The organism is Propionibacterium sp. oral taxon 192 str. F0372, assembly GCF_000413315.1.
Classification (GTDB): domain Bacteria; phylum Actinomycetota; class Actinomycetes; order Propionibacteriales; family Propionibacteriaceae; genus Brooklawnia.
The window spans coordinates 193104-216469 of record NZ_KE340297.1; the positions used below are offsets into that span (position 1 = coordinate 193104).

Annotated in this window: 21 protein-coding genes and 4 tRNA genes; 3 read left to right on the plus strand and 22 right to left on the minus strand. The window is 61.7% G+C overall.

Annotated elements, in window-relative coordinates; all coding sequences use genetic code 11:
• Positions 1 to 49 precede the first annotated feature (49 nt).
• The 11 genes from HMPREF1531_RS00925 to HMPREF1531_RS00975 all read right to left on the minus strand — a co-directional run bounded on the left by HMPREF1531_RS00925 (position 50) and on the right by HMPREF1531_RS00975 (position 14997).
• A complete protein-coding gene (locus HMPREF1531_RS00925) occupies positions 50 to 847 on the minus strand; it encodes a hypothetical protein (protein WP_016668012.1) in 798 nt (265 codons plus the stop codon).
• Between the two features lie 231 nt (positions 848 to 1078).
• Positions 1079 to 4969, minus strand: a complete 3891-nt coding sequence (locus HMPREF1531_RS00930) for a DNA-directed RNA polymerase subunit beta' (RefSeq protein ID WP_016668013.1) — start codon at positions 4967 to 4969, stop codon at positions 1079 to 1081.
• Positions 4970 to 5020: 51 nt separating this feature from the next.
• Positions 5021 to 8512 carry a DNA-directed RNA polymerase subunit beta gene (rpoB, locus tag HMPREF1531_RS00935; protein WP_036897914.1) on the minus strand — a complete coding sequence of 1164 codons (3492 nt, stop codon included), beginning with the start codon at positions 8510 to 8512 and terminating at the stop codon, positions 5021 to 5023.
• Between the two features lie 373 nt (positions 8513 to 8885).
• On the minus strand, positions 8886 to 9278 hold the full coding sequence (gene rplL / locus HMPREF1531_RS00940) for a 50S ribosomal protein L7/L12 (protein ID WP_016668016.1): 393 nt from the start codon (positions 9276 to 9278) through the stop codon (positions 8886 to 8888).
• A 15-nt stretch (positions 9279 to 9293) separates the two neighbouring features.
• Positions 9294 to 9980 (minus strand): 50S ribosomal protein L10, encoded by a 687-nt coding sequence (gene rplJ / locus HMPREF1531_RS00945; RefSeq protein WP_016668017.1) that lies wholly within the window; start codon positions 9978 to 9980, stop codon positions 9294 to 9296.
• A gap of 340 nt (positions 9981 to 10320) precedes the next feature.
• Positions 10321 to 12039, minus strand: a complete 1719-nt coding sequence (locus tag HMPREF1531_RS00950) for an AMP-binding protein (RefSeq protein ID WP_156860122.1) — start codon at positions 12037 to 12039, stop codon at positions 10321 to 10323.
• 178 nt (positions 12040 to 12217) lie between these two features.
• Positions 12218 to 12919: a 50S ribosomal protein L1 gene (rplA, locus tag HMPREF1531_RS00955; protein WP_016668019.1), complete on the minus strand. Its 702-nt coding sequence runs from the start codon at positions 12917 to 12919 to the stop codon at positions 12218 to 12220.
• A gap of 123 nt (positions 12920 to 13042) precedes the next feature.
• Entirely contained in the window at positions 13043 to 13471 is a 429-nt protein-coding gene (rplK, locus tag HMPREF1531_RS00960) for a 50S ribosomal protein L11 (RefSeq protein WP_016668020.1), read from the minus strand.
• Between the two features lie 101 nt (positions 13472 to 13572).
• Positions 13573 to 14412 carry a transcription termination/antitermination protein NusG gene (nusG, locus tag HMPREF1531_RS00965; protein WP_016668021.1) on the minus strand — a complete coding sequence of 280 codons (840 nt, stop codon included), beginning with the start codon at positions 14410 to 14412 and terminating at the stop codon, positions 13573 to 13575.
• A gap of 19 nt (positions 14413 to 14431) precedes the next feature.
• Positions 14432 to 14818 carry a preprotein translocase subunit SecE gene (gene secE / locus HMPREF1531_RS13155; RefSeq protein ID WP_232210205.1) on the minus strand — a complete coding sequence of 129 codons (387 nt, stop codon included), beginning with the start codon at positions 14816 to 14818 and terminating at the stop codon, positions 14432 to 14434.
• Between the two features lie 106 nt (positions 14819 to 14924).
• A tRNA-Trp gene (locus tag HMPREF1531_RS00975) sits at positions 14925 to 14997 on the minus strand.
• Positions 14998 to 15124: 127 nt separating this feature from the next.
• Between HMPREF1531_RS00975 and HMPREF1531_RS00980 the strand changes: the two genes are divergently transcribed.
• Positions 15125 to 16327 (plus strand): amino acid aminotransferase, encoded by a 1203-nt coding sequence (locus HMPREF1531_RS00980; RefSeq protein WP_036896910.1) that lies wholly within the window; start codon positions 15125 to 15127, stop codon positions 16325 to 16327.
• A gap of 87 nt (positions 16328 to 16414) precedes the next feature.
• Here the strand turns inward: HMPREF1531_RS00980 and HMPREF1531_RS00985 are convergent, their stop codons facing one another.
• From HMPREF1531_RS00985 to HMPREF1531_RS01010, 6 genes are all read right to left on the minus strand, one after another.
• Positions 16415 to 17557, minus strand: coding sequence for a UDP-N-acetylmuramate dehydrogenase (locus tag HMPREF1531_RS00985; RefSeq protein ID WP_016668023.1), 1143 nt, complete (start codon positions 17555 to 17557; stop codon positions 16415 to 16417).
• Positions 17550 to 17948 carry a MaoC/PaaZ C-terminal domain-containing protein gene (locus HMPREF1531_RS00990; protein WP_016668024.1) on the minus strand — a complete coding sequence of 133 codons (399 nt, stop codon included), beginning with the start codon at positions 17946 to 17948 and terminating at the stop codon, positions 17550 to 17552. The genes HMPREF1531_RS00985 and HMPREF1531_RS00990 overlap by 8 nt, the downstream gene beginning before the upstream one ends.
• A gap of 16 nt (positions 17949 to 17964) precedes the next feature.
• On the minus strand, positions 17965 to 18387 hold the full coding sequence (locus tag HMPREF1531_RS00995; protein ID WP_016668025.1) for an FAS1-like dehydratase domain-containing protein: 423 nt from the start codon (positions 18385 to 18387) through the stop codon (positions 17965 to 17967).
• Between the two features lie 93 nt (positions 18388 to 18480).
• A complete protein-coding gene (rpmG, locus tag HMPREF1531_RS01000; protein WP_016668026.1) occupies positions 18481 to 18651 on the minus strand; it encodes a 50S ribosomal protein L33 in 171 nt (56 codons plus the stop codon).
• A gap of 36 nt (positions 18652 to 18687) precedes the next feature.
• Positions 18688 to 18760 (minus strand) — tRNA-Met (locus tag HMPREF1531_RS01005).
• 57 nt (positions 18761 to 18817) lie between these two features.
• Positions 18818 to 18890, minus strand: a tRNA-Thr gene (locus HMPREF1531_RS01010).
• Between the two features lie 144 nt (positions 18891 to 19034).
• Here HMPREF1531_RS01010 and HMPREF1531_RS01015 point away from each other — a divergent pair.
• Positions 19035 to 19955 carry a pseudouridine-5'-phosphate glycosidase gene (locus HMPREF1531_RS01015; protein ID WP_016668027.1) on the plus strand — a complete coding sequence of 307 codons (921 nt, stop codon included), beginning with the start codon at positions 19035 to 19037 and terminating at the stop codon, positions 19953 to 19955.
• 51 nt (positions 19956 to 20006) lie between these two features.
• On the opposite strand, the gene HMPREF1531_RS01020 is transcribed toward HMPREF1531_RS01015, so the two are convergent.
• Positions 20007 to 20091, minus strand: a tRNA-Tyr gene (locus tag HMPREF1531_RS01020).
• Between the two features lie 117 nt (positions 20092 to 20208).
• Here HMPREF1531_RS01020 and HMPREF1531_RS01025 point away from each other — a divergent pair.
• Positions 20209 to 20700: a YajQ family cyclic di-GMP-binding protein gene (locus HMPREF1531_RS01025; RefSeq protein WP_016668028.1), complete on the plus strand. Its 492-nt coding sequence runs from the start codon at positions 20209 to 20211 to the stop codon at positions 20698 to 20700.
• 105 nt (positions 20701 to 20805) lie between these two features.
• Here the strand turns inward: HMPREF1531_RS01025 and HMPREF1531_RS01030 are convergent, their stop codons facing one another.
• From HMPREF1531_RS01030 to HMPREF1531_RS01045, 4 genes are read right to left on the minus strand one after another with little or no spacing between them, the layout of a single operon-like run.
• A complete protein-coding gene (locus HMPREF1531_RS01030; protein ID WP_016668029.1) occupies positions 20806 to 21036 on the minus strand; it encodes an RNA-binding S4 domain-containing protein in 231 nt (76 codons plus the stop codon).
• A gap of 8 nt (positions 21037 to 21044) precedes the next feature.
• A complete protein-coding gene (locus HMPREF1531_RS01035; protein ID WP_016668030.1) occupies positions 21045 to 21461 on the minus strand; it encodes a hypothetical protein in 417 nt (138 codons plus the stop codon).
• 28 nt (positions 21462 to 21489) lie between these two features.
• Positions 21490 to 22497, minus strand: a complete 1008-nt coding sequence (locus HMPREF1531_RS01040) for a permease (protein ID WP_016668031.1) — start codon at positions 22495 to 22497, stop codon at positions 21490 to 21492.
• A gap of 7 nt (positions 22498 to 22504) precedes the next feature.
• Entirely contained in the window at positions 22505 to 23302 is a 798-nt protein-coding gene (locus HMPREF1531_RS01045; RefSeq protein ID WP_016668032.1) for a TIGR03943 family putative permease subunit, read from the minus strand.
• Positions 23303 to 23366: the final 64 nt, after the last annotated feature.

The window sequence follows — 23366 nt, forward strand, 5'->3', positions numbered from 1 at the left end:
GCAACTCGGGGGGCCGTCCACCTATTGTGGACGACCCCCGAGGGTTGGATCAGTTACCCGTCTTCGGCAGCTTGGTGGGCTTAGGAGCAACACCCGGATCAGCGGTGCCAGGGTTCATGGTGCCGGGGTTCACAGTACCCGGAGTGGAATCATCGGCCTTCTTCGCCACCGAGGAGTACTTGTTGAAAAAGACCGCTGGCGCACCATTGCGGGTACCGGTTGCGAGAACCTCGTAAGCCCCGTCCTGGCCGTAGGGCAGTACCAGCTTGGCGTCCAAGTAGCCCTCGGCGGTGGCCCTCAGATCGAAGGTAGAGATCTCACCGTTGGGAGCTTTTACCTCAAGTTTGACCTGCGAATCAGGATCGAAGGGAGTCAGCACATTGTCATCGAATTCGATCAGCGGAACCGACACGACGACCTCCGAGCCCTCGAGCCAGGTATCGGTTTCCACACCAGCCAGATCAAGCACACCGCGCTGGACCGTGACCGCCGACAGCTCGGCCTCGGCCTCGCCATTGGCGGTATAGGTGCATTGCACCTTGATGGTGACATCGCCCGGGTGGGAGATCACCTCGTTGATGGTGGCGGCCCCGGTGGCGGGAGCTGCAACAGTATTGTGCTCAAGCGGTACTACGACGTCACCCTCGGTCCAGATCTGGTACTTGATCTCAGCGGCGCCCTCGTCCACCGAGCAGCCGTCAACCTGGAAGGTGAACTCCGGACCCTGCTGCGGGTCTGCCGCTTTGACGAAGGGAATCGGCGTGGCATTAGCGGAGGTGACTCCTGCGAAGGAACCCAAAAGAGCCAAAGCGCCCACCGCGGCACCTAGTCTGATTGCCTTGTTCATCTTTGTCCTTGATCCTCATCAGAGGACGACCCGTGTCAGATGCTCCACGCGTAGGAGTCCGCAGCCGTCCAGGTTCACACCTGGTATTTTTACCATATTTCCCGTAGCCAAAGGAAATTGCCCGCCATCTGTGGCTACCCATAGCCCCCAGGCTTAAAGACTCTTCGGCACCGGACGACTTGAGGGGCCGCCCCACGGCCCACGTGGTGACGGCCCCTCAGAAGCAGCGGCTCAGCGCATCTCGCGGAAATCCATGTCATCCAGCGGAACCGCGGCACCAGTACCCGACCCGAAATCGTAATCGAAGGCGTCGTAGCTCAGCGTGTAGGCATGAGCGCGAGCATCGGCGGTAGGCTCCACCCGGATGTTGCGATAGCGGTCGAGACCGGTACCGGCCGGAATCAGCTTGCCGAGGATCACATTCTCCTTCAAGCCCATGAGCTGATCCGACTTGCCGTTGATCGCGGCGTCAGTCAGCACCTTGGTGGTCTCCTGGAAGGAAGCAGCCGACAGCCAGGAATCGGTGGCCAGCGAGGCCTTGGTGATACCCATCAGCACCGGACGGCCCTCGGCCGGACGACCACCCTCAGTGATCGCCACCCGGTTCTGGGTCTCATAGGTGGAACGATCCACCAACTCGCCAGGCATCATCCCAGTGTCGCCCGAGTCGATGACCGTCACTCGACGCAACATCTGACGGATGATGATCTCGATGTGCTTGTCGTGGATCGGTGCGCCCTGGGTGGCATACACCTTCTGTACCTCAGCCACCAAGTGTTCCTGCACCTTGCGCACGCCCTGGACGCGTAGCACGTCCTGCGGGTCGATGGTGCCCGCGGTGAGCTGGTCACCGACCTGGACATGGTCGCCGTCATGGATCGAATGACGTACCCGGTCGGAGTCCTCGAATTCCAGGCGGGCCCGCTTCGGAACGAGGTACTCGACATCGGCCTGGCCATCGTCGCGGACGATAATCAGCTTGCGTCCACGGTCGGTATCCTCGATCTTGATCCGACCGTCGGCCTCGGCGATCGGGGCCTTTCCCTTCGGAGTACGGGCCTCGAAGAGCTCGACAACTCGCGGCAGACCCAAGGTGATGTCGTCACCGGCCACACCACCAGTGTGGAAGGTACGCATCGTCAGCTGGGTACCGGGCTCACCAATGGACTGGGCGGCCTGGATACCCACTGCTTCACCGACGTCGACCAGCTTGCCAGCGGCCAGGGAACGGCCGTAGCACATTGCGCAGGCACCGGTGGCGGCGTCGCAGGTAAGCACCGAACGTACCTTCACCGATGTGATTCCGGCCTTGACCAGGGCTGAGACAACCTCATCGGTGACATCGGCCCCGGCCGATGCGATCACCTCACCTTCTTCAGTCACAGCATCGGTGGCCAGACAACGGGAGATCACCGAAGAGTCGATGTTCGGCACCATGCGCAGCACCCCGGTCTCGCCAGGCTTGGCGATGATCTTCACCAAGCCACGTTCGGTACCGCAATCCTCCTCACGGATAATGACGTCCTGAGAAACATCCACCAGACGACGAGTCAGGTAACCCGAGTCGGCGGTACGCAGTGCGGTGTCGGCCTGTCCCTTGCGGCCACCGTGAGTGGAGATGAAGTACTCCAGAACGGTCAGCCCCTCGCGGAAGTTCGACTTAATCGGGCGCGCGATGATCTCACCCTTCGGGTTGGCTACCAAGCCACGCATCGCCGCAATCTGACGCATCTGGGTCATGTTTCCTCGAGCACCCGAATTCACCATCATGTAGATGGGGTTGGTTTTCGAGAAGTTCTTCTCCATCGCGTCGGTCAGCTCGGAGGTGGCGTCGGTCCAGATCTGGATGAGCTCCTGACGACGCTCGTCCTCGGTTACCGCACCACGCTCATAGAGCTTGTCGATCTTGGCGGCCTTGCCATCGTAGGAGGCCATGATCTGCGGCTTGTCGACCGGGGTCTGCACGTCACCGATCGATACGGTGACCCCCGAGCGGGTACCCCAGCGGTAGCCGAGATCCTTCATGCTGTCGAGCACCGCGGTGACCACCGTCTTGGGGTAGGACTCCGCCAAGGTGTTGACGATGTTGCCCAACTGCTTCTTGCCAACGTGGTAGTCGATGAAGGTGAAGTCGTCGGGAAGAATCGAATTGAAGGTGATCTGACCCAAGGTGGTATCCAGCAGGATGCTGCCGTCCGGACGCATCTGGTCTTCCTTGCCCACGGGAGCCACGATGTCATTGAGTCGTACCTTGATCTTAGAGCGCATGTCGATCTCGCCGAGGTCGAAGGCCATCTGGGCCTCGTCCACCGAGGAGAACACCCGGCCCTCACCCTTCAGACCATCGAGCTCGGTCGTCAGGTAATACATGCCGATGATCATTTCGTGCGAGGGCAAGGCGACGGGTTTACCATCGGCCGGCTTGAGGATGTTATTGCTCGACAGCATCAGCACCCGAGCCTCGGCCTGGGCCTCTGCGCTCAGTGGCAGATGGACGGCCATCTGGTCACCGTCGAAGTCCGCATTGAAAGCGGTGCACACCAGCGGATGCAACTGGATTGCCTTGCCCTCAATGAGCAGCGGCTCGAAGGCCTGAATGCCTAGACGGTGCAGGGTTGGCGCACGGTTCAGCAGCACCGGGTGTTCCTTGATGACGTCCTCCAGGACATCCCACACCTGCGGACGCTGGCGCTCCACCATGCGCTTGGCCGACTTGATGTTCTGCGCGTAGCTCTGCTCCGCGAGCCGCTTCATGACGAAGGGTTTGAACAACTCCAGTGCCATCTGCTTGGGCAGACCGCACTGATGTAACTTGAGCTGCGGGCCGACGACGATCACCGAACGACCAGAGTAGTCGACACGCTTACCCAGCAGATTCTGGCGGAAACGGCCCTGCTTCCCCTTGAGCATGTCGGAGATCGACTTCAGCGGGCGATTACCCGGTCCCGACACGGGACGGCCGCGACGACCGTTGTCGAACAGCGAGTCAACGGCCTCCTGGAGCATCCGCTTCTCATTGTTCACGATGATCTCGGGGGCCCCGAGATCAAGTAGGCGCTTCAGGCGGTTGTTGCGGTTGATCACCCGGCGGTAGAGGTCGTTGAGATCCGAGGTCGCGAAGCGGCCACCGTCGAGCTGCACCATCGGGCGCAGATCCGGCGGGATGACCGGGACGCAGTCCAGTACCATGCCCAGTGGGGAATTACCGGTGTCCAGGAAGGCGCGCACTACCTTGAGCCGCTTGAGGGCGCGGGTCTTGCGCTGTCCCTTGCCCGTCTTGATGATCTCACGCAAGGACTCAGCCTCGGCGGCGAGATCGAAGCCCTCCAGGCGATGCTTGATCGCCTCGGCGCCCATGTATCCCTTGAAGTACTTGCCGAAGCGGTTCTTCATCTCGCGGTAGAGGATCTCGTCGCCCTCCAGGTCCTGGACCTTGAGAGTCTTGAAACGGGTCCACACCATGTCCAGGCGGTCGAGTTCACGCCTGGCGCGCTCACGACGCTGCTTCATCTCCTTCTCAGCACCGTCGCGCACCTTCTTGCGCACATCGGCGGCAGCTCCCTCGGTCTCCAGGGCCGCGAGGTCCTCCTCCAATTTGAGGGTGCGAGCCTCAATGTCGGCGTCCAGGCGCTTCTCGATCTGGGAACGCTCAACACCCACCTTGGCTTCCAGAGAGGATAGGTCGTTGTGCCGGGCCTCCTCGTCAACCTCGGTGATCATGTAGGCCGCGAAGTAGATGACCTTCTCCAGGTCCTTGGGGGCGACGTCGAGCAGATAGCCGAGCCTCGAGGGAACGCCCTTGAAGTACCAGATGTGGGTTACCGGGGCGGCTAACTCGATGTGCCCCATCCGCTCACGCCGTACATTGGACCGGGTCACCTCGACGCCACAGCGCTCACACACGATGCCCTTGAAACGGACCCGCTTGTACTTTCCGCAGTAGCACTCCCAGTCCCGGGTGGGGCCGAAGATCTTCTCGCAGAACAAACCATCGCGCTCGGGTTTGAGGGTTCGATAGTTGATGGTCTCCGGCTTCTTCACCTCGCCGAAGGACCACTCCCGGATCTGATCGGCGGTTGCCAGGCCGATCCGGAGCTGATCATAGGTGTTGACATCCAGCACTTGTTGTCTCCCTAATTGGGTCGAAAAGGTGTGTTCTCAGGGAGTCTGTGATCAGACTTCTTCGACGATGGCGAAAGAGTCGCTACCGGGGCGACGTGACAGGTCGATGCCCAGATCCTCGGCGGAACGGTAGTCATCCTCCGAGTCCCGCAGCTCCACGACTGAGCCATCGGAACTGAGCACCTCGACATTCAGGCACAGCGATTTCATCTCCTTGACCAGCACCTTGAAGGATTCCGGGATGCCAGGTTCGGGGATGTTCTCTCCCTTGACGATCGCCTCGTAGACCTTGACGCGACCGGGCACGTCATCGGACTTGATGGTGAGCATCTCCTGCAGGGTCCAGGCCGCACCATAGGCTTCCAGGGCCCACACCTCCATCTCGCCGAAGCGCTGACCGCCGAACTGCGCCTTACCGCCCAGCGGTTGCTGGGTGATCATTGAGTACGGGCCGGTGGAACGGGCGTGGATCTTATCGTCGACCAAGTGGTGCAGCTTCAGCATGTAGACATAACCAACGCCGACCTTCTCCGGGAAAGGCAGACCGGTGCGGCCGTCGAAGAGAGTTGCTTTGCCCTCGGCGTTGACCATCCGCTCACCATCGCGGTTCGGCAGGCCGTGGGCCAGCAGACCGTCGATCTCGGCGTCATCGGCGCCGTCGAAGACCGGGGTGGCCAGCCGCGACTCGGGGGCCACCTTGGCCAGCCCGACTCCACGCAGCCGGTCAGCCCATTCGCCGGTAGCTTCGGTGATGTCCCAGCCCGAATGGGCGATCCACCCCAGATGCATCTCCAGCACCTGGCCGATGTTCATCCGGGAAGGAACACCCAGCGGGTTGAGGATGATGTCGACCGGGGTGCCGTCCGGGAGGAAGGGCATATCCTCGGCAGGCAGGATCTTCGAGATGACACCCTTGTTACCGTGACGGCCAGCAAGCTTGTCACCCACCTGCACCTTGCGCTTTTGGGCGACATAGACCCGCACCATCTGGTTGACCCCGGGAGACAGCTCGTCACCGTCCTCATCGCGGTCGAACAGACGCACGCCAATGACGGTGCCGGATTCACCGTGGGGCACCTTCATCGAGGTGTCACGCACCTCGCGGGCCTTCTCACCAAAGATGGCACGCAGCAGACGCTCCTCGGGGGTCAATTCGGTCTCACCCTTCGGAGTAACCTTGCCAACGAGGATGTCACCGGGGCCGACCTCGGCACCAATGCGGATGATGCCGCGCTCGTCGAGATCGGCCAGCATGTCGTCGGAGACGTTCGGGATGTCCCGGGTGATCTCCTCGGGACCCAGCTTGGTGTCACGAGCATCAATCTCGTGCTCCTCAATGTGGATCGAGGTGAGGATGTCTTCGGAGACAATCCGCTGATTGAGGATGATCGCATCCTCGTAGTTCAGACCCTCCCAGGGCATAAAGGCCACCAACAGGTTGCGGCCCAAAGCCAATTCCGCGTTGTCAGTACAGGGACCGTCGGCCAGTGGGGTGCCCACATCAACGCGGTCGCCAGGGCGCACCATCGGTCGCTGGTTGACGCAGGTGCCCGCATTGGAGCGACGGAACTTCTCAAGCCGGAAGACATCGTATGTGCCGTCGTCGTTCGCGGTCTCGATGAGATCGGCGGATACCGAGGTGATGACACCCGCCTTGCGGGCCAAGGTGACATCGCCGACATCGACCGCGGCACGGTACTCCATGCCGGTGCCCACGTAAGGGGCTTCGGAACGCACCAGCGGCACGGCCTGGCGTTGCATGTTGGCACCCATCAACGCACGGGATGCATCGTCGTGTTCCAGGAAGGGGATGAGCGCGGTACCCACCGACACCATCTGGCGCGGGGACACATCCATGTAGCCCACCTCGGATGCGGGAACGGCATCTACATCGCCGAAGCGCACGCGCACCACGACCCGGTCGTCGACGAAATTGCCCGCCTCATCCAGGGCGGAGTTGGCCTGGGCGATGTTGTAGCGATCCTCTTCTGATGCGGTGAGGTAGTCAATCTGATCAGTGACCCTGCCATTGACGACCTTGCGGTACGGGGTTTCGATGAACCCGAAAGCATTGACCCGCGCAAAAGAAGCCATATTGCCGATCAGACCGATGTTCGGACCTTCAGGGGTCTCAATCGGGCACATGCGTCCGTAGTGCGAGGGGTGAACGTCGCGGACTTCCATACCAGCACGGTCACGGGATAGACCACCGGGTCCCAAGGCCGACAGCCGCCGTTTGTGAGCAAGCTCGGCCAACGGATTGTTCTGATCCATGAACTGCGACAGCTGGGAGGTTCCGAAGAACTCCTTGAGGGCCGCGGTCACCGGTCGGATGTTGATCAAGGTCTGCGGGGTGATCGCGTCGACCTCCTGCGTGGTCATGCGATCACGGACCACCCGCTCCATGCGCCCCAGGCCCGTGCGCAGCTGGTTCTGGACCAACTCACCGACGGTACGCAGGCGACGGTTACCGAAATGGTCGATGTCATCGGGCTCGACGATCACCGAAGGACCATCGGCACATTCAAGTTCAGTGCGGCCTTCGTGCAGGGCGCAGACGTACTCAATGGCAGCGGCGATGTCGTCGATGGTCAACACCTGGGTGTCGAAAGGCAGATTCAGACCCAACTTCTGGTTGATCTTGTACCGGCCAACCTTGGCCAGGTCGTAACGCTTCGGGTTGAAATAATAGTTGGTAAGCAGCTGCTCGGCCGCCTCGCGCGCCGGCGGCTCACCCGGACGCAATTTACGGTAGATGTCGAGCAACGCCTCGTCCTGGGTGGTGACCGAATCCTTCTCCAGGGTCAGCCGCACCGACTCATACTCCCCGAAGCGCTCCAGGATGCGATCCTCGCTCCAGCCCAATGCCTTGAGTAGTACGGTGACCGACTGCTTGCGCTTGCGGTCCAGCCGCACCCCGACCTGGTCACGCTTGTCGATTTCAAATTCCAGCCATGCGCCACGCGAAGGAATCACCTTGCAGGTGAAGATGTCCTTGTCGGAGGACTTGTCGGGAGTCTGCTCGAAGTAGACGCCCGGGGAACGCACAAGTTGCGAAACCACGACACGCTCGGTTCCGGAGACCACGAAGGTGCCTTTGTCTGTCATCAGCGGGAAGTCGCCGATGAACACCGTCTGTGATTTGATCTCACCGGTCTCGTTGTTCATGAACTCGGCGGTGACGAACAGCGGCGCTGCGTAGGTGGTGTCGCGCTCCTTGCACTCGTTGATGGTGTGCTTGGGCTCCTCGAAACGATGGTCGCGGAAGCTCAGCGACATCGTCTGGTTGAAATCCTCAATCGGGGAGATCTCCTCGAAAATCTCCTCCAGACCCGAACGGGTATTGATATCGGTGCGCCCTTCGGCGAGGGCCTGTTCGGTCTTCGCCTTCCAGGCATCGCTGCCGATCAACCAATTGAAGGAGTCGATCTGGAGATCCAGTAGATTCGGGACCTCCAGCGGTTCGGCGATCTTCGCGAAGGAGATGCGGCCGCTGTTGGAGATGACGTTGGTGTTCTTCGACGCAGTGCGCGAGGTGGCCAAGATGTGGTCCTTCCAGAACTCGCCAGTTGAAAGCATGGCAAACGACCCATGTCAAATCATGGGTCGCCAAACGCCAAGGGCAAAAAGACACATTAGAAGACCATGGCAAGCAAAGCAAGCCGGTTGCACAACACCGGAACGCACCTGCGCCGGGAAGCACACTGCCTCAACAGCATCGTTCCCGTCAAGCAGCAGCACCGATGCTACCCCGGGGTGCCCACGCATACAGCATCCGTCCAGGATACGACGGGCGGGCCGCACTGAACCGCTCCCATTCATCCGGATCAACAGTCCGAACCGGTAGAAGCGTGTTGCGTGCGACCCGCCCATGAGCCACCGGATCTCAATGGATCCGACGGTCAGCGATCACAGATCACTTGAGGGTTACAGTGGCACCCTCGGCCTCAAGAGCCTCCTTGGCCTTCTCAGCCTCGTCCTTCTTAACGCCCTCCAGAACCGGCTTCGGGGCGGACTCGACGAGGTCCTTGGCCTCCTTCAGGCCCAGCGAGGTCAGGCCACGAACGGCCTTGATGACGCCAATCTTCTTGTCGCCAGCAGACTCAAGGACGACGTCGAAGGAATCCTTCTCCTCGGCAGCCTCGGCCTCGGCCCCGGCAGCAGCAGCCGGGGCGGCGGCGGGAACGGCAACCGGAGCGGCAGCCTTGACGTCGAAGAGGTCCTCGAAGGCCTTCACGAACTCGGAGAGCTCGGTCAGGGTCATTTCCTTGAACTGCTCCAGCAGTTCCTCAGTGCTCAGCTTCGCCATGATGGGCGTCCTTCCTTACTCGTTCGATGCAGCGTCAGCCGCCGCGTCAGTGGTGGCCTCAGCAGCATCGGCTGCCTTGGATGCCGCGTTTGCGGCGTTCTCGGCCTCGGCCGAGACAGTGCTGTCCGCATCAGCGGCAGCGTCAGACTTCTGATCGGCAGATCCGGCCCCTGCAATGACCGAGGGGTCTGCAGCAGCCTTGGTCTCCAAGGCACCCAGCAGCTGGGCGGCTTGGGTGAGTGGGGCGGCGAAAGTGCCGACGGCAGTCGAGAGCGACGCCTTCATAGCACCGGCCAGTTTGGCCAGCAGAACCTCGCGCGACTCAAGGTCGGCGAGTTTCTTGACCTGGTCTGCGTCGAGAATACGTCCCTCGAACACACCACCCTTGATGATCAGAAGCGGATTGGCCTTTGCGAAATCACGCAGGCCCTTGGCCACCTGGGCCACGTCGCCAGAGATGAAGGCGAACGCGGTCGGGCCGGTCAGCTGGTCGTCAAGACCTTCGACACCAGCCTGGCGGGAGGCGATAAGGGCAAGAGTGTTCTTCGCAACGGCGTAGGTGGCGTCCTCACCAAGGCTCCGACGGAGGTCCCTCAGATCCTTGACGGTGAGTTCGCGGTACTCGGTCAGCACGACTGCATTCGAGCTGCTGAACCTCTCAGTCAGCTGCGCAACAGCTGCTGCCTTGTCGGCCCTCGCCATTGGGTCTCCTTCCCACTTCTCTTGGACGCCGACGACACCGGAGGCGATGCGGGAAAGAAAAATCCCCGGACTCAGGCGACCGGGGCGACCCATGCGGATCTGTTCCATCACCTGCGCTGGCACCCAGTGGGCATTCAGACATCGTCACCAACGGTCTTCGGCCCGACCAACTGTAGTCCCCCTGACTAGCAGGACAAAATCGCGCCCCAACACCACTTTCACCCGGTATTTTGCGGGATTGCTCTGGGCGTGGCCATCCCGTGGGAAACAACCGCCCAACCCGGGCAGGGGCTCGAAGCCCCCAGCCCGGACATCGGGACAGACTGGGAGCGATCGGCCCTCAGCGATAGTCGCGGTGGAAGTACTGCCCGGTGGAGTCCCCGGAAGCCACCCGGTCGGCCTCGTTGTTGCGCAGAACTACCCGACGGATCTTCGCCGAAATTGTCTTCGGTAGCTCCTCGACGAATTCGATGATGCGCACCAACTGATAGCCATTGAGGTGCTGGGTGCTGTGGGCGAACAGCGAACGGGCCACATCCGGACCGGCCTGCAGACCCTGCCGCAGATGGACGAAGGCTTTGGGCACCGCCCCACGGACCTCGTCCGGGCTGGCTACGACGGCACATTCCGCCACCGCATCATGCATCATCATCACTGATTCGAGTTCGAAAGGCGAGATCTTGTAATCGGAGGCCTTGAATACGTCATCAGCCCGCCCGATATAGGTGAGGTAGCCGTCGGCATCCCGGGATGCGAGGTCACCAGTATGGTAATAACCATCGCGGCACGCCTCATCGGTCAGCGCCTGGTCGTGGTAGTAGCCATTCATCAAAGCGATCGTCGGAACGCTGAGATCCAGGCAAATCTCCCCCTCCCCTATCCCGGTGACCAGTTCACCGGAATCTGGGTCAACGAGCACCACCGCATAACCGGGTGTCGGTCGGCCCATCGCACCGAGCTTGATGGGTTCGCCCGGACCATTGCCGATCGCACAGGTGATCTCTGTTTGACCGTAGCCGTCGCGAATGGTGTTCTTCCAGGCAGCGCGCACCTTCTCGATGACCTCGGGATTGAGCGCTTCCCCCGCCCCAACGATTTCTCTGGGCGGATGGGAAAGTCTGGTCAGGTCGGCCTGGATGAGCATCCGCCACACAGTGGGCGGGGCACAGAAGCTGGAGACCTCGTGGGAGTCCATGATCCGCATGAGGGTATCGGCATTGAACCGGGAATAGTTGAAGATAAAGACCGTCGCCTGGGCCAGGAAGGGGCTATAGAAATTGCTCCAGGCGTGCTTGCCCCATCCGGGCGAAGAGATGTTCAGGTGCACGTCACCGGGGCGCACCCCAAGCCAGTACATAGTCGACAGGTGCCCGACGGGGTAACTCACATGGGAGTGTTCAACCAGCTTTGGGCGTGAGGTGGTTCCCGAGGTGAAATAGAGTAGGCAGGGATCTTTCGCCGGGGTGGGACCTTCGGGAATGAATTCTGCAGGCGCCTCATCGACTTCTGCATAATCAACCCAGCCCTCAGCACGTACCCCAATGCCGATGCGGGTGACCCGCGGATTGATGTCGGCCAATTTGTGGGCCAAATCACCAGCACAGACGGTGAAACCGACACCGGCCGTCTCGACACGCCAAGCGAGGTCCTCGGGGTTCAGCAGGGTCGAAGTGGGAATGGCAACCCCGCCCATCTTCGTCACCCCGAGCAGGACTTCCCACAACTCGATGGTGTTGTGCAGCATGACGATGATCCGGTCGCCCCTGTTCATACCGAGACCCACCAGCCAGTTCGCCACTCGGTTGGAGCGCTCGGCGAGTTGCCCGTAGGTCCACTGCGACCAGCTGAGATCATCCTCGACGATCTTGACGGCCACCCGGTCAGGATGCTCCCCTGCCACGACGTCGAACCAGTCGAGACCGAAATTGAACTGCTCCAACTGGGGCCAGCGAAAGCCCGCACACACAGCATCGAAATCGTAGGTGTGGGCGAGAACAAAATCCCGCATCTCACGGACGGCCTGAGTGGCAGGAGTATCCGGACGTCCTCGATAAACCATGGCTGTCATGCTACACGCTTGGTTACGCATCCGTAGGTTACGACCATCTGATGATCCCAAATGAACCTGGCCGGAAACTCCCTCACCTTGTGAAGGCGGTATCAGCAGTGACCGGAGGATGGAAAAACCGCGCCCCCGGCCAGGTGGCCGGGGGCGCGGAGCAGCGATTACGCGGGAACTATACGTTCTCACCGAGCTTGGCAGCAGCGTCGATCTGGACGCCGGGGCCCATGGTGGTGGACACGGTGATCTTGCGAATGTAGCGGCCCTTAGAGGTGTTCGGCTTGAGACGGGCGACCTCCTCAAGGGCTGCGGTGTAGTTCTCCAGCAAGGCCTTCGCGGAGAACGAGGCCTTGCCAATGATGAACTGCAGGTTAGCGTTTCGATCGACCCGGAAATCGATCTTGCCACCCTTGATATCGCCGACTGCCTTGGCGACATCCATGGTCACGGTGCCGGTCTTCGGATTCGGCATGAGACCGCGGGGACCGAGCACGCGACCGAGACGGCCAACCTTGCCCATCAGATCTGGAGTCGCCACGACGGTGTCGAAGTCCAAGTAGCCACCGGCCACCTTCTCGATGAGCTCGTCACCGCCGACCTCGTCGGCGCCGGCCTCCAGAGCCTCGGTCGCCTTGGCACCCTGAGCGAAGACGAGGACCCGTGCCGTCTTGCCAGTGCCATTGGGGAGGTTGACCGTGCCGCGGATCATCTGGTCGGCCTTGCGTGGGTCAACACCCAGCCGCATAGAGACCTCGACGGACTCGTCGAATCCCCCGGTGGGGAACTGCTTGATGATCTCGAGAGCCTGTTCGGCAGTGTAGAGCTGGTTGCCGTCACGCAGCTCAGCCGATGCGCGGTAGCGCTTGGAGTGCTTCATGTTCTGGTTCCTTCCATGTCAGCCTCGCGGGCCGATCCACCAGTTCTGGTACGGGCATCTGCCCTGCCAGGATCGTTCTTCGATTGCCACTTAGGTGGCTGGGTGCAGGTGCACCCGGGAGCGTCACTCGACGGTGACACCCATGGAGCGGGCAGTACCCTCGACGATCTTCATCGCCGATTCAACGTCATTGGCGTTGAGATCGGGCATCTTGGTCTCGGCGATCTCGCGCACCTGGGCTGCGGTGATCTTGGCGACCTTCTCCCTATTCGGCTTGCCAGAGCCCTTGGCCACACCGGCGGCCTTCTTGATCAGCTCGGCGGCAGGCGGAGTCTTGGTAATGAACGAGAACGTGCGGTCCTCGTAGATCGTGATCTCGGCCGGGACAACGGTTCCACGCATGGCCTCGGTTTGGGCGTTGTACGCCTTCACGAATTCCATGATGTTGATGCCGTGCGGGCCAAGGGCGGTGCCAACGGGCGGAGCCGGCGTGGCTGCGCCAGCCTGGATGGCGACCTTGACGATCGCCGCTACCTTCTTCTTGGGAGGCATTATCGGGTCCTTATCGATTGATGTGTTTGTTGCTGACGACGTCGCTCATACGGCAGTTCGAGCGACGTCCCCCACCACGACAGGATGAGGCAGATCCGGCATCAGCTGACCTTCTGGATCTGGGCGAAGGTCAGATCCACCGGGGTCTCGCGACCCAGGATCTCGACCATGGCCTTCACACGCTGGTTGTGCAGGTTGATCTCAGTGAGCGTGGCGTGCACCCCTGCGAAGGGACCATCCACGACGGTGACCGAATCCCCCACTGCGTAGTCAACGACCTCGATCTTCTTACGACGCCTGGCAGCTGGGGCCTGGGACTCGGCGGCTACCCTCGCGGCGACCATCGGGGTGAGCATCCCCTCGACCTCTTCAAGAGACAGTGGAACGGGCTGGTTCGCGTGCCCCACGAAGCCGGTAACCGATGCGGTGTGCCGCACCGCAGACCAGGATTCGTCGGTCAGTTCCATGCGCACCAGCACGTAGCTGGGCATGAAGGTGCGGGTGACATTCTTCTTCTCGCCCTTGCGAATCTCGACGGCTTCCTCGATTGGCACCAGGGATTCGAAGATGTAGTCCTCAAGGTTCAGCGCCACGACGCGGGCGTCGATGTTCTGCTTGACCCTGTTCTCCATGCCGGAGTAGGTGTGCACGACATACCAATCGCCGGGCTTCGACCGCAGATCGGCACGCAATTCCTCAAGGGCCTTCTCCAAGGCCTCGTCGGCCTCCGGAACATCCGAGTCCTGTTCGCCGGTGTCGTCGTCGGCGAGGACCTCAAGGTTGAGCTCGGGGCCGGACTCCGTGGTCTCTTCGGTGTCGAAGTCGGCGAAATCCAAGTTGATGCCTGCATCGTCACTGGTTTCGGGGGTGTCCCCGAAGGCGGCATTCAGGTCGATCTCGACCCGGTCTTCCTGCTCGAATTCGTTGGAATCAGTGGACATGGTTCTCCTTGGGGACCGATCAGCCGAGCCACTTAAGCAACAGCCAGCCGAACAGTGCATCAAGACCGGACACGAGGGCCATGAGGACCAACACGAACACCAAGACCACGACGAAGTACTGGCTCAGCGTGGAGCGCGTGGGCCAGTTGACCTTCTTCAGTTCATCAATGGATTGCTTGGCAAACGTCACCGGTCCAATACGGGGGGTTTTCTCGACCTTGACGGCCGCAGACTGCTTGGGGGTCGGGCGACCCTTGCGGACCGGAGCGGTCGTGCGATTGCGCTTAGGGGCAGCGGGAGCCGACGACTCGGTGGTGGCTGCTTCCTCGGCTGGTTCCTTGATCTCTGGGGTCGACGAGGTCATCTCGTCGTCCTCATTGCCCGAAGGCTTGATCTCGTCAACCACGTGTGCCCCTTCACCGGTGTCATGCTTTGAACCGAGCAGTCCCAGCCATGACCCCTGGGACCTCTCCTGCATCCCGACCAGTGCCTCGCACTTCAACTCGGGTTCGCAGGGCAAGAGGGACTTGAACCCCCAACCTGCGGTTTTGGAGACCGCTGCTCTGCCAATTGAGCTATTGCCCTTCGCTGGCAACATCGCGATCCTGCACATGCAGGAGCCGCGGTGAAGCCACCAAGACCCGAAGCATACCCGGTTCGGACACACAATGGAAAACCGGTAGCCTTGTGCGCTGAGCGAAAGGCAACGGATATGACCCTGTTCAGTGAACTGACCCAAGCACCTGCGGACCCGATTCTCGGGGTCACTGAAGCCTTCAAGGCCGATGAGCGTACTGGCAAGGTGAACCTCGGGGTGGGGGTTTACCTCGACGGTGAGGGCAAGCTGTTGCTACTGGGTTGCGTCGCCAAGGCCGCCGACCGAATCGCCGCCATTCACGCACCACACGCCTACCTACCCATCGACGGGCTCGGCGACTACCTAGACCAGGTGCGAGAACTCGTCTTCTGCGCCGATTCCCCGCTGCTCGCCGACAAGCGCGTAGTGACAGTCGAGGCCCTGGGCGGCACCGGTGCCCTGCGCTTGGGTGCTGACATGCTGCACGAGGTGGCCCCCGGCGCCAAGGTGTTGGTCTCCGATCCCTCCTGGGAGAACCACCAGGCCCTGTTCGCCCGGGCCGGTTTCGAGGTGGGCACCTACCGCTACTACGACGCCACCAACCGCGGCGTGGACGTCGAAGGGATGCTGGCCGATCTACGGGATGCCGAAGCAGGCACCATCGTCGTCCTGCATGCCTGCTGCCACAACCCGACCGGCTACGACCTGGACCACGAGCAGTGGGCCAAGGTGGTCGATATCATTGCCGAGCGCGATCTGGTCGCCTTCTGCGACATGGCCTATCAGGGATTCGCCGAGGGGCTGGCCGAGGATGCCTTCCTGGTGCGGTTGTGCGCCGGAAAACTGGATAATTTCCTAGTGGCCACCTCTTTTTCCAAGTCGCTGACTCTTTACGGGCAGCGGGTGGGTGCCCTGTCGGTGGTCTGCGCCGATGCCGCCGAAGCCGAACGGCTACGCTCCAGGCTCAAGATCGTGATCCGCACCAATTACTCCAATCCGCCCATCTTCGGCGCCCTGGTGGCCGCGACCGTCCTGAGCGATGAGGAACTTCGCACAGACTGGCACGCCGAACTGGCTACCATGCGGGAGCGAATCAAGGCCATGCGCACGGCCCTGCTTACCGAGTTGCAAGCCAGGGGAATCGATGACATGGGACACGTCGTCGTCCAGCGCGGCATGTTCTCTTACACCGGGCTGACCGCCGACCAGATGCGAGCCCTGCGCACCGATCATGGGGTCTACGGCACCGATGCCGGCCGCATCTGCATTGCCGGACTCAACGACACCAACCTGGCTAAGGTTGCCGACGCCATTGCCGCGGTACGCATGATCCGCTGAGCCCAACGCATCGCGCCGTCCCTACTCTGTTCACGGGCACCCAGCGACCACGTTGAGCGTGAGAGGTATCAATCGATCGGCGCGGTCTCAGATCGTCAGCCCGACGATGACCGGCTCGGGCACCAACTCCACCCCGAATCGGTTCTTCACCCCGTCACGAACCGTGCGAGCCAGTTTCGCGACCTGGGCCGCACTCGCGTGGTCATGGTTTGTCAAGGCGAGCACATGCTTAGAACTGAGCCGAGCGGCACCAGCTCCCGGAAAACCTTTTCCAAACCCGGCATGGTCAATCAACCATGCTGCCGAGGACTTGACTCGTCCGTCGCCGATGGGGAACCTCGGGGCCTCGGATGGCAAGGCATCGGCGACTCCAGCCGGAACGATCGGATTGGTGAAGAAGGAGCCTGCCGAACGGGTGTCGGGATCGGTAGGGTCGTGGACCATCCCCTTAGACCTGCGCAATTCCAAGACGGCCTCGCGAACTTCCCTGGCATCCACCCGGTCACCTATCCCAGCACCGAGGTGAGCGGCCAGCTGGGAGTAGCCGATGGGCATTGAGCGGGATGCGTTGACGAACTGGAACCATACCTCGACCACCACATAGCGTCCGGTGGGCTCGCTCTGAGCGCGTGAGCACTTGAAGATCGAATCGCGATAGGAAAAACCGCATTGGTCAGCAGTGAATGTGCGGTATTCCCCCGCCTTCCGATCCCAGGTGCGCACCCGTGCGATGGTCTGGGCGACCTCCTGACCGTAGGCCCCGACGTTTTGGACCGGCGTGGCACCAACCAGGCCGGGGATCCCGCTTAGCGCCTCAATCCCGGCCCATTCGCAGTCAATGGTGTGCGCGACGAAATCATCCCATCGCTCCCCTGCTGCGGCCCGGACCAGGGCTCCGCCGCAGGAAGAGACCTCGGCATCCAGGCCATGATTGTCGACGAGCACCACCCGGCCGTCAAAACCCTCATCGGCGATCAGCACATTGGAGCCACCGGAGAGCACCATAAGCGGCATCCCGCTCTCATCGGCGTCACGCACCGCATCCACGATCTCAGAAGTCGTGGTGGCCCGCACCAGTTCAGCAGCAGGCCCGCCAATACCGAAAGTGGTGTGGTGTGCCAGCTTGCGGGAATCCTGGTTCCCGGGGAGCCCGATCGACTGGGAGAGCCATTCGGCATGACATGCTGCGACGGTAGTTTCGTCATCCTGGGGAATCGATTGATCAGCCATTGCTCCTCCGTACGACGGCCTTAGCAGCCCCCAGAATCTTCTGACCGGCACAGGTGGCCTCAATCGAGATCGTCACCCGTTTGTCGTCGACCGCGGTCACTGTCCCAGACACCTCCAGGCGGGCACCCATTGCGTCGTCGGGTACCAGAACCGGGTTGATGAAGCGCACGAAATACTCGCTCACCTCGTCAGGGTCGCCCACCCAATCGGTGACGACGCGCAACGCAGCAGCCATGGTGAGCATCCCATGAGCAACCACCTGCTCAAAACCGAGTTCCCGGGCGGCATGGTCCGAGTAATGGATCGGGTTGAAGTCGGTCGATGCCCCGGCATAGCGCACCACGGTAGTGCGGGTGATGGGAATGGTGATCGGTGGAAGCTGGAAGCCCACCTCATGCCTGCCGGGATCATGATGCCTGCCTGTTGTGGATGAGCTGTGATATCGCCGAGCCGAGATCCTCACCGTCGGCACCGGTCAAAGCGACATCAACGGTGATCATCTCAGTATTCCCACGTATCCGCACCTTCTCGATGGTGGCCGTGGCGCTGACCAGATCGCCGGTGCGCAGTGACCGGGTGATCCGGAAACGCTGGTCGGCGTGCATCGTGCGGTGCAGGGAGATCTCAAGCTCCGGGTCATCGAACAATGCCCCCCAGGCTTGGGCCGCGATGAGGGTGGAGAAGGTGGGCGGGGCAATCGGCTCTTCCCCGGTATAGGCGGGGTTGTCATCGCCGATGGCCGCCGCGAACTCGGCGATCCGCGCGGAGGTCACTAGGTAGGGCTTCGTGGCCGGATACCTGCGACCGGCATGTTCTGCGTTTATGGGCACTCCGCAACGCTACCAATCCCGCATAAGCATCGTATGCAAAGCAATCGGGACCACCCTGAGGTGGCCCCGATCAAAAGATTCAGTCGTGCCCGATCAGCGGGTCTCGCGGTGCAGGGTGTGCTTGTTCTCGCGCTTGCAGAACTTCATGACCTCGAGACGATCCGGCGTGTTGCGACGGTTCTTCTTGGTGATGTAGTTGCGGTCCTTGCACTCGGTGCACGCCAAAGTGATCTTGGGACGAATGTCCGCCGACTTCTTTGCCATTATGGTCTCTCTCCAACTTGTGCCCGGTGTTCTTCGTAGCGGGAACGGGACTCGAACCCGTGACACAGCGATTATGAGCCGCTTGCTCTACCGCCTGAGCTATCCCGCCATGGCATCGACCCGGGCTTGTAACCGCTGCGGTGGCGATCTATTCCCGGATCAACCGAGCCCCGAGGCGGATTTGAACCGCCGACCTCGTCCTTACCAAGGACGCGCTCTACCACCTGAGCTATCGGGGCCAGCCGACGAATAAACATAGCGGATGAATCCCGTAGTACAAAATCTGTCCGCCAGACCATCGCAGCCCTACTGCCTGCTCCGGTCGCGGGTCACAATCTAGTGGACGCCCACCTGTGCAGGAAAGTCCGAGCGATGGAGGAACCATGAGCATCCGCTTCAGCCCACTGGTCCGTGACGCCCTCGACCATGGGGAACCGGTCGTCGGCTTGGAAACCGGCATGATCACCCATGCCCTGCCGCGCCCGCTGAACCTGCACATCGCCCTAGGAATCGAACGCGAGCTCCACGATGCCCAGTGCGTCCCAGCAACCATCGGGATGATCAAAGGGGAGGCAGTTATCGGGCTGACTGCTGAGGAACTGGAGCACCTGGCAGGCGCGGAGGACATGCACCGGATCACTGTCCGTGATCTACCCTTCGCGAAGGCCAAGGGGCTCACCGGCGGGGTTTCCCTGGCAGCTGCAGTACACCTGGCCCACCAAGTGGGCATCAAGGTATGCGCAACTACCGGACTGGGTGGGGTGCACCAGACCCATTCGGTGGACACCATCCTCCAGGAATCCAGCGATCTGACTGCACTGGCCGATCACCCGATTGTGCTGGTCACCTCCGGTGTGCGTCCCATGTTGGATGTTCCCGGCACCCTGCAGCGCCTGGAGACCCTTGCGGTGCCGGTACTCGGTTATCGCTCGGATGCTTTCGCCGGGTTCTACGTCACTGATTCGGGCTACAAGACCGATCACCGGGTGGATTCAGCCCGAGAGATCGCCGACGTCGCTAAAGCCCGCGATGAACTGGGGCTCGGTCAAGCACTGCTCATCTCGAACCCGATCCCCGAATCGATGCAGATCGAAGATTTCGCCGAGCACATGTCAAAAGCCCTGGTCATCGCTGCAGAAACCATGCCTGCCGGGGCCGACGAGACCCAAGTGCTGCTCGCCACCTTGGAATCGGTCACCGGCGGTGAGGCCTGGCGGGTCAATACCGAGCTTTACCGGCGCAACGCCGATCTAGCGGCCCAGATCGCCAAGCTGCTGGCCACCACCCCGTACTACACAGACTGACCCGGACACGATAAAGGGCCTCGCCAAGAAGGTGTTGGCGAGGCCCTCGTGTGGTGGCAGCTGATGGATTCGAACCATCGTAGGCTGAGCCGACGGTTTTACAGACCGCTCCCTTTGGCCACTCGGGCAAGCTGCCGCGCTGTCGAACCAGCGTTGAAGAACATAGCAGACCAGGCTCTCACGCGAAAATCCCACCCATTGATCTTCCAGGCCTGGCTGGAACCTTCGTCGGTGCGACTGGCAGGATGGGATCATGGCTTCTGATTCCTCCTTCGACATCGTTTCCAAGGTCGACCGGCAGGAGGTCGACAACGCACTCAACCAGGCTGCCCGCGAGGTGGGTCAACGCTTCGACTTCAAGGGCACCGACGCCCGGATCGAGTGGTCCGGCGAGGAGATCGCCATGCAGGCCTCCGGCGAGGAACGGGTGAAGGCGGTGTGGGACGTCTTCCAGTCCAAACTGGTACGTCGCGGTATCGACCTGAAGTCCGTCCACGCATCCGATCCGAAACTCTCGGGCAAGCTGTGGAAGATGACCGCGACAATGCAAAACGGTATCTCTCAAGCAGACGCCAAGAAGATCTCCAAGCTGATCCGCGACGAGGGTCCCAAGGGAGTCAAAGCACAAATCCAAGGCGACGAGTTGCGCATCTCCTCAAAGAAGCGCGACGACCTTCAAGCGGTGCAGCGCCTGATCAAGGAGCAAGACTACGACTTCGCAGTGCAGTTCACGAACTACCGGTGAACCTGCTGGTCGGGATGACGTGGGAAGGATCAGGCTGGCCGATTATGAGCAGTTCGTAGTGCCGCAACTTCGCTGACAGTAGCCCGCATCATCGGATTGGGGACATCAGCAGGAGTTCAGCTGGACCTGGACCCGGACCCACACCGGGTCGCCGACCTCGACGAGTTCACCGCCGTGCAGTTGACGCCCTCTGCGCTTCTCAGGCTGCCCATCGACCGCCACCAGGCCCTCCTCAAGAATCTCCTTGGCGTGCGCCCCGGATTCGGCGATGTTCGCATACTTGAGGAACTGTCCTAGCCGGATCGTCCCACCAATCCCGATCGTCTCGATCTCCACCGCTCCCCCTAGTGTCCGAGCCGCTCTGGGGGAATCACCAGCAGGGTGGCGACGAACAGCAGGATGCCGCTGACTACCAGCCACAGCCCCCCCAGGGGCTTCGATGGGTCAATCATCGCCGATGAGATCGCCGCCCAACCGAAGAGCAGGGCGACGATCGGCATAGCGACCAGGCACCAGGCCCCGGCCCGGACGCGGCCCACGTCGTTGAGCACCGCACCGATGGATGCGCCCCAGCCGATGACCGCACCCAAGGCGGCCAAACCTAGCCCCCACACGCCTACTCGGATAAGCCCATCAGAGCCCTCCAGCCCAGCATCGATCAGCCGCCAACCAACAGCCCCCAGCACGACGGCCGACCACCAGGCGATCAGTGCGGTGATGATCGCCCGGGAGCGGAAACGTGGAGCAGAGCTCGATGCCATGAACCAAGCCTAGCCGCGTCGGCAATGCTCAACCGAGTAGCACGGTGCCCACCACCGATGCGGCGACGATCGCCACGACCAAGGTGATGGGGACAAAGCGAGCAACGAATCCTGCACCCCAAGCCCCGTACTGCATCGCTATCAGTTTGATATCGATCATCGGACCGACCACTAGGAAGACCAGTTGCGCGGTAGGCGAGACCTGGACGAAGGAGGCTGCGACGAAGGCATCGGCCTCCGAGCACAAACTCAGCACCACCGCCAACAGTGCCATGACGAGCACGCCCAACAACGGTGTGCCGTTCAGGGCGTCGAACCAGGCGGTGGGTACCGCCACCTTGACGAAACCAGCAACAATCGCGCCGATGACCAGGAAACCACCGGCACTCATCACATCATGGACCACCGAGACGCGGAATCGTTCCGCGCGATCCAAGCCATGGTGTTCGTGGGCGTCGTGGGACTCCAGCCCCTTCAGTCCCCCGAAGGCAATCCAAGCCCAGCCAACGAGTACCGCGGCGGCCAGGCTCGCGATGAATCTGGCCCAGACCATCGCCGGGGTTCCGCTGAAGGCCACGGCCGTGGAGACTAGGACAATTGGATTGATTGCCGGGCTGGCGAGCAGGAAGGCCAGGGCTGCGGCATCCGGTACCCCACGCCGCACCAGGGATTGGCTGACCGGCACCGAGCCACATTCACAGCCGGGCAGCAGCATTCCGCAGGCAGCCACTGCTGGCACGGCGACGAACTGGCTGCGAGGTGTCATCCGGCGTACCAGCGATTCAGGTAGCACCACGGAGATGATTCCGGATACCACAACCCCCAGCACCAAGAAGGGCAGTGCCTGCACCGCAATCGCGATGGTGATCGCGGCCCAGGCCTCGGCGATTCCGTCGAGACTCAGAACCGGCCCACGGAGTTGCTGCCCAGCAACCAGAACGGCACCCAGCACCAGCATCACCACTGGCCCCCACCAGCCGGCAGGCAGGGATGGTACAGGCGTGGTGGGGTCACCGGGCGATCGGCGGATACTCATCGTCGGCTCACAGATAGGGGGTCACAGGTTGGTCGATGGCGTTCAATGAGGTGACCTGGATGGCCGGCAGCGCACCGGTGGTGTCGACAACCCCGGTGACCTGGTACCACTGGTCATCGACGAGATCACTGGTCCCACGCAGCTGGGCTCGATAGCCGATCGCATCCGCGGCGCAGCAGACGATCCTGAATCGCCCCAATCGCCAACCCGTCTTCGGATCAAGGCTGGCGAAACCGATGACGCTCACCGTTCGGCCCTCCAAAGCTGCCGGATCACCCTCGGTGTGGCGCAGCACCAACTCCTCAAGGGTCATCTCATTGATGCCGGTCTGTGACAAGGGAGGGTAGACAACGGTCCCGCCGGGATTGCGGGGTCTGGCGGAGGGTGACTGGATTCTGGCCCGGGGACGACGGGTGGTAGTCGTGGAGGTCTCCTCGGAGCCCCCAGCTGCCTGCGAGGTGAGTAGGGCACTGCCCAGCGGATCGGGGGCCACCAACACCACCAGTAGCACTGGGACGAGCAGCATCCACGAGGTGCGACGTATCGGCGAGTGCCGTTGATCCGGGTGTCCTTGTCCCAGATGCCACGGACCCGGCTGGCGGATGGTGGCGACCGCACTCCAGATTCCTAATCCCAGGAGCACCACGCCGGTCACGGCCAGCAGCGGCGAGAAGGCCGGGCGCAGATAATTGTTGAGTTGTCCGGTGACCACCAGAACACCGATCATGATCCCGAGAAGCACCAGAATCGCAGCGGACCACAGTTCGTGCAGGCGAACCGTGGTGGTGCTGGTAGTTCTGCTCATCGTGGCCTCTCCTCAGGAATACCTGCACCAGTACACCACTTTTGCATGCCCGGCGCCGTTCGGG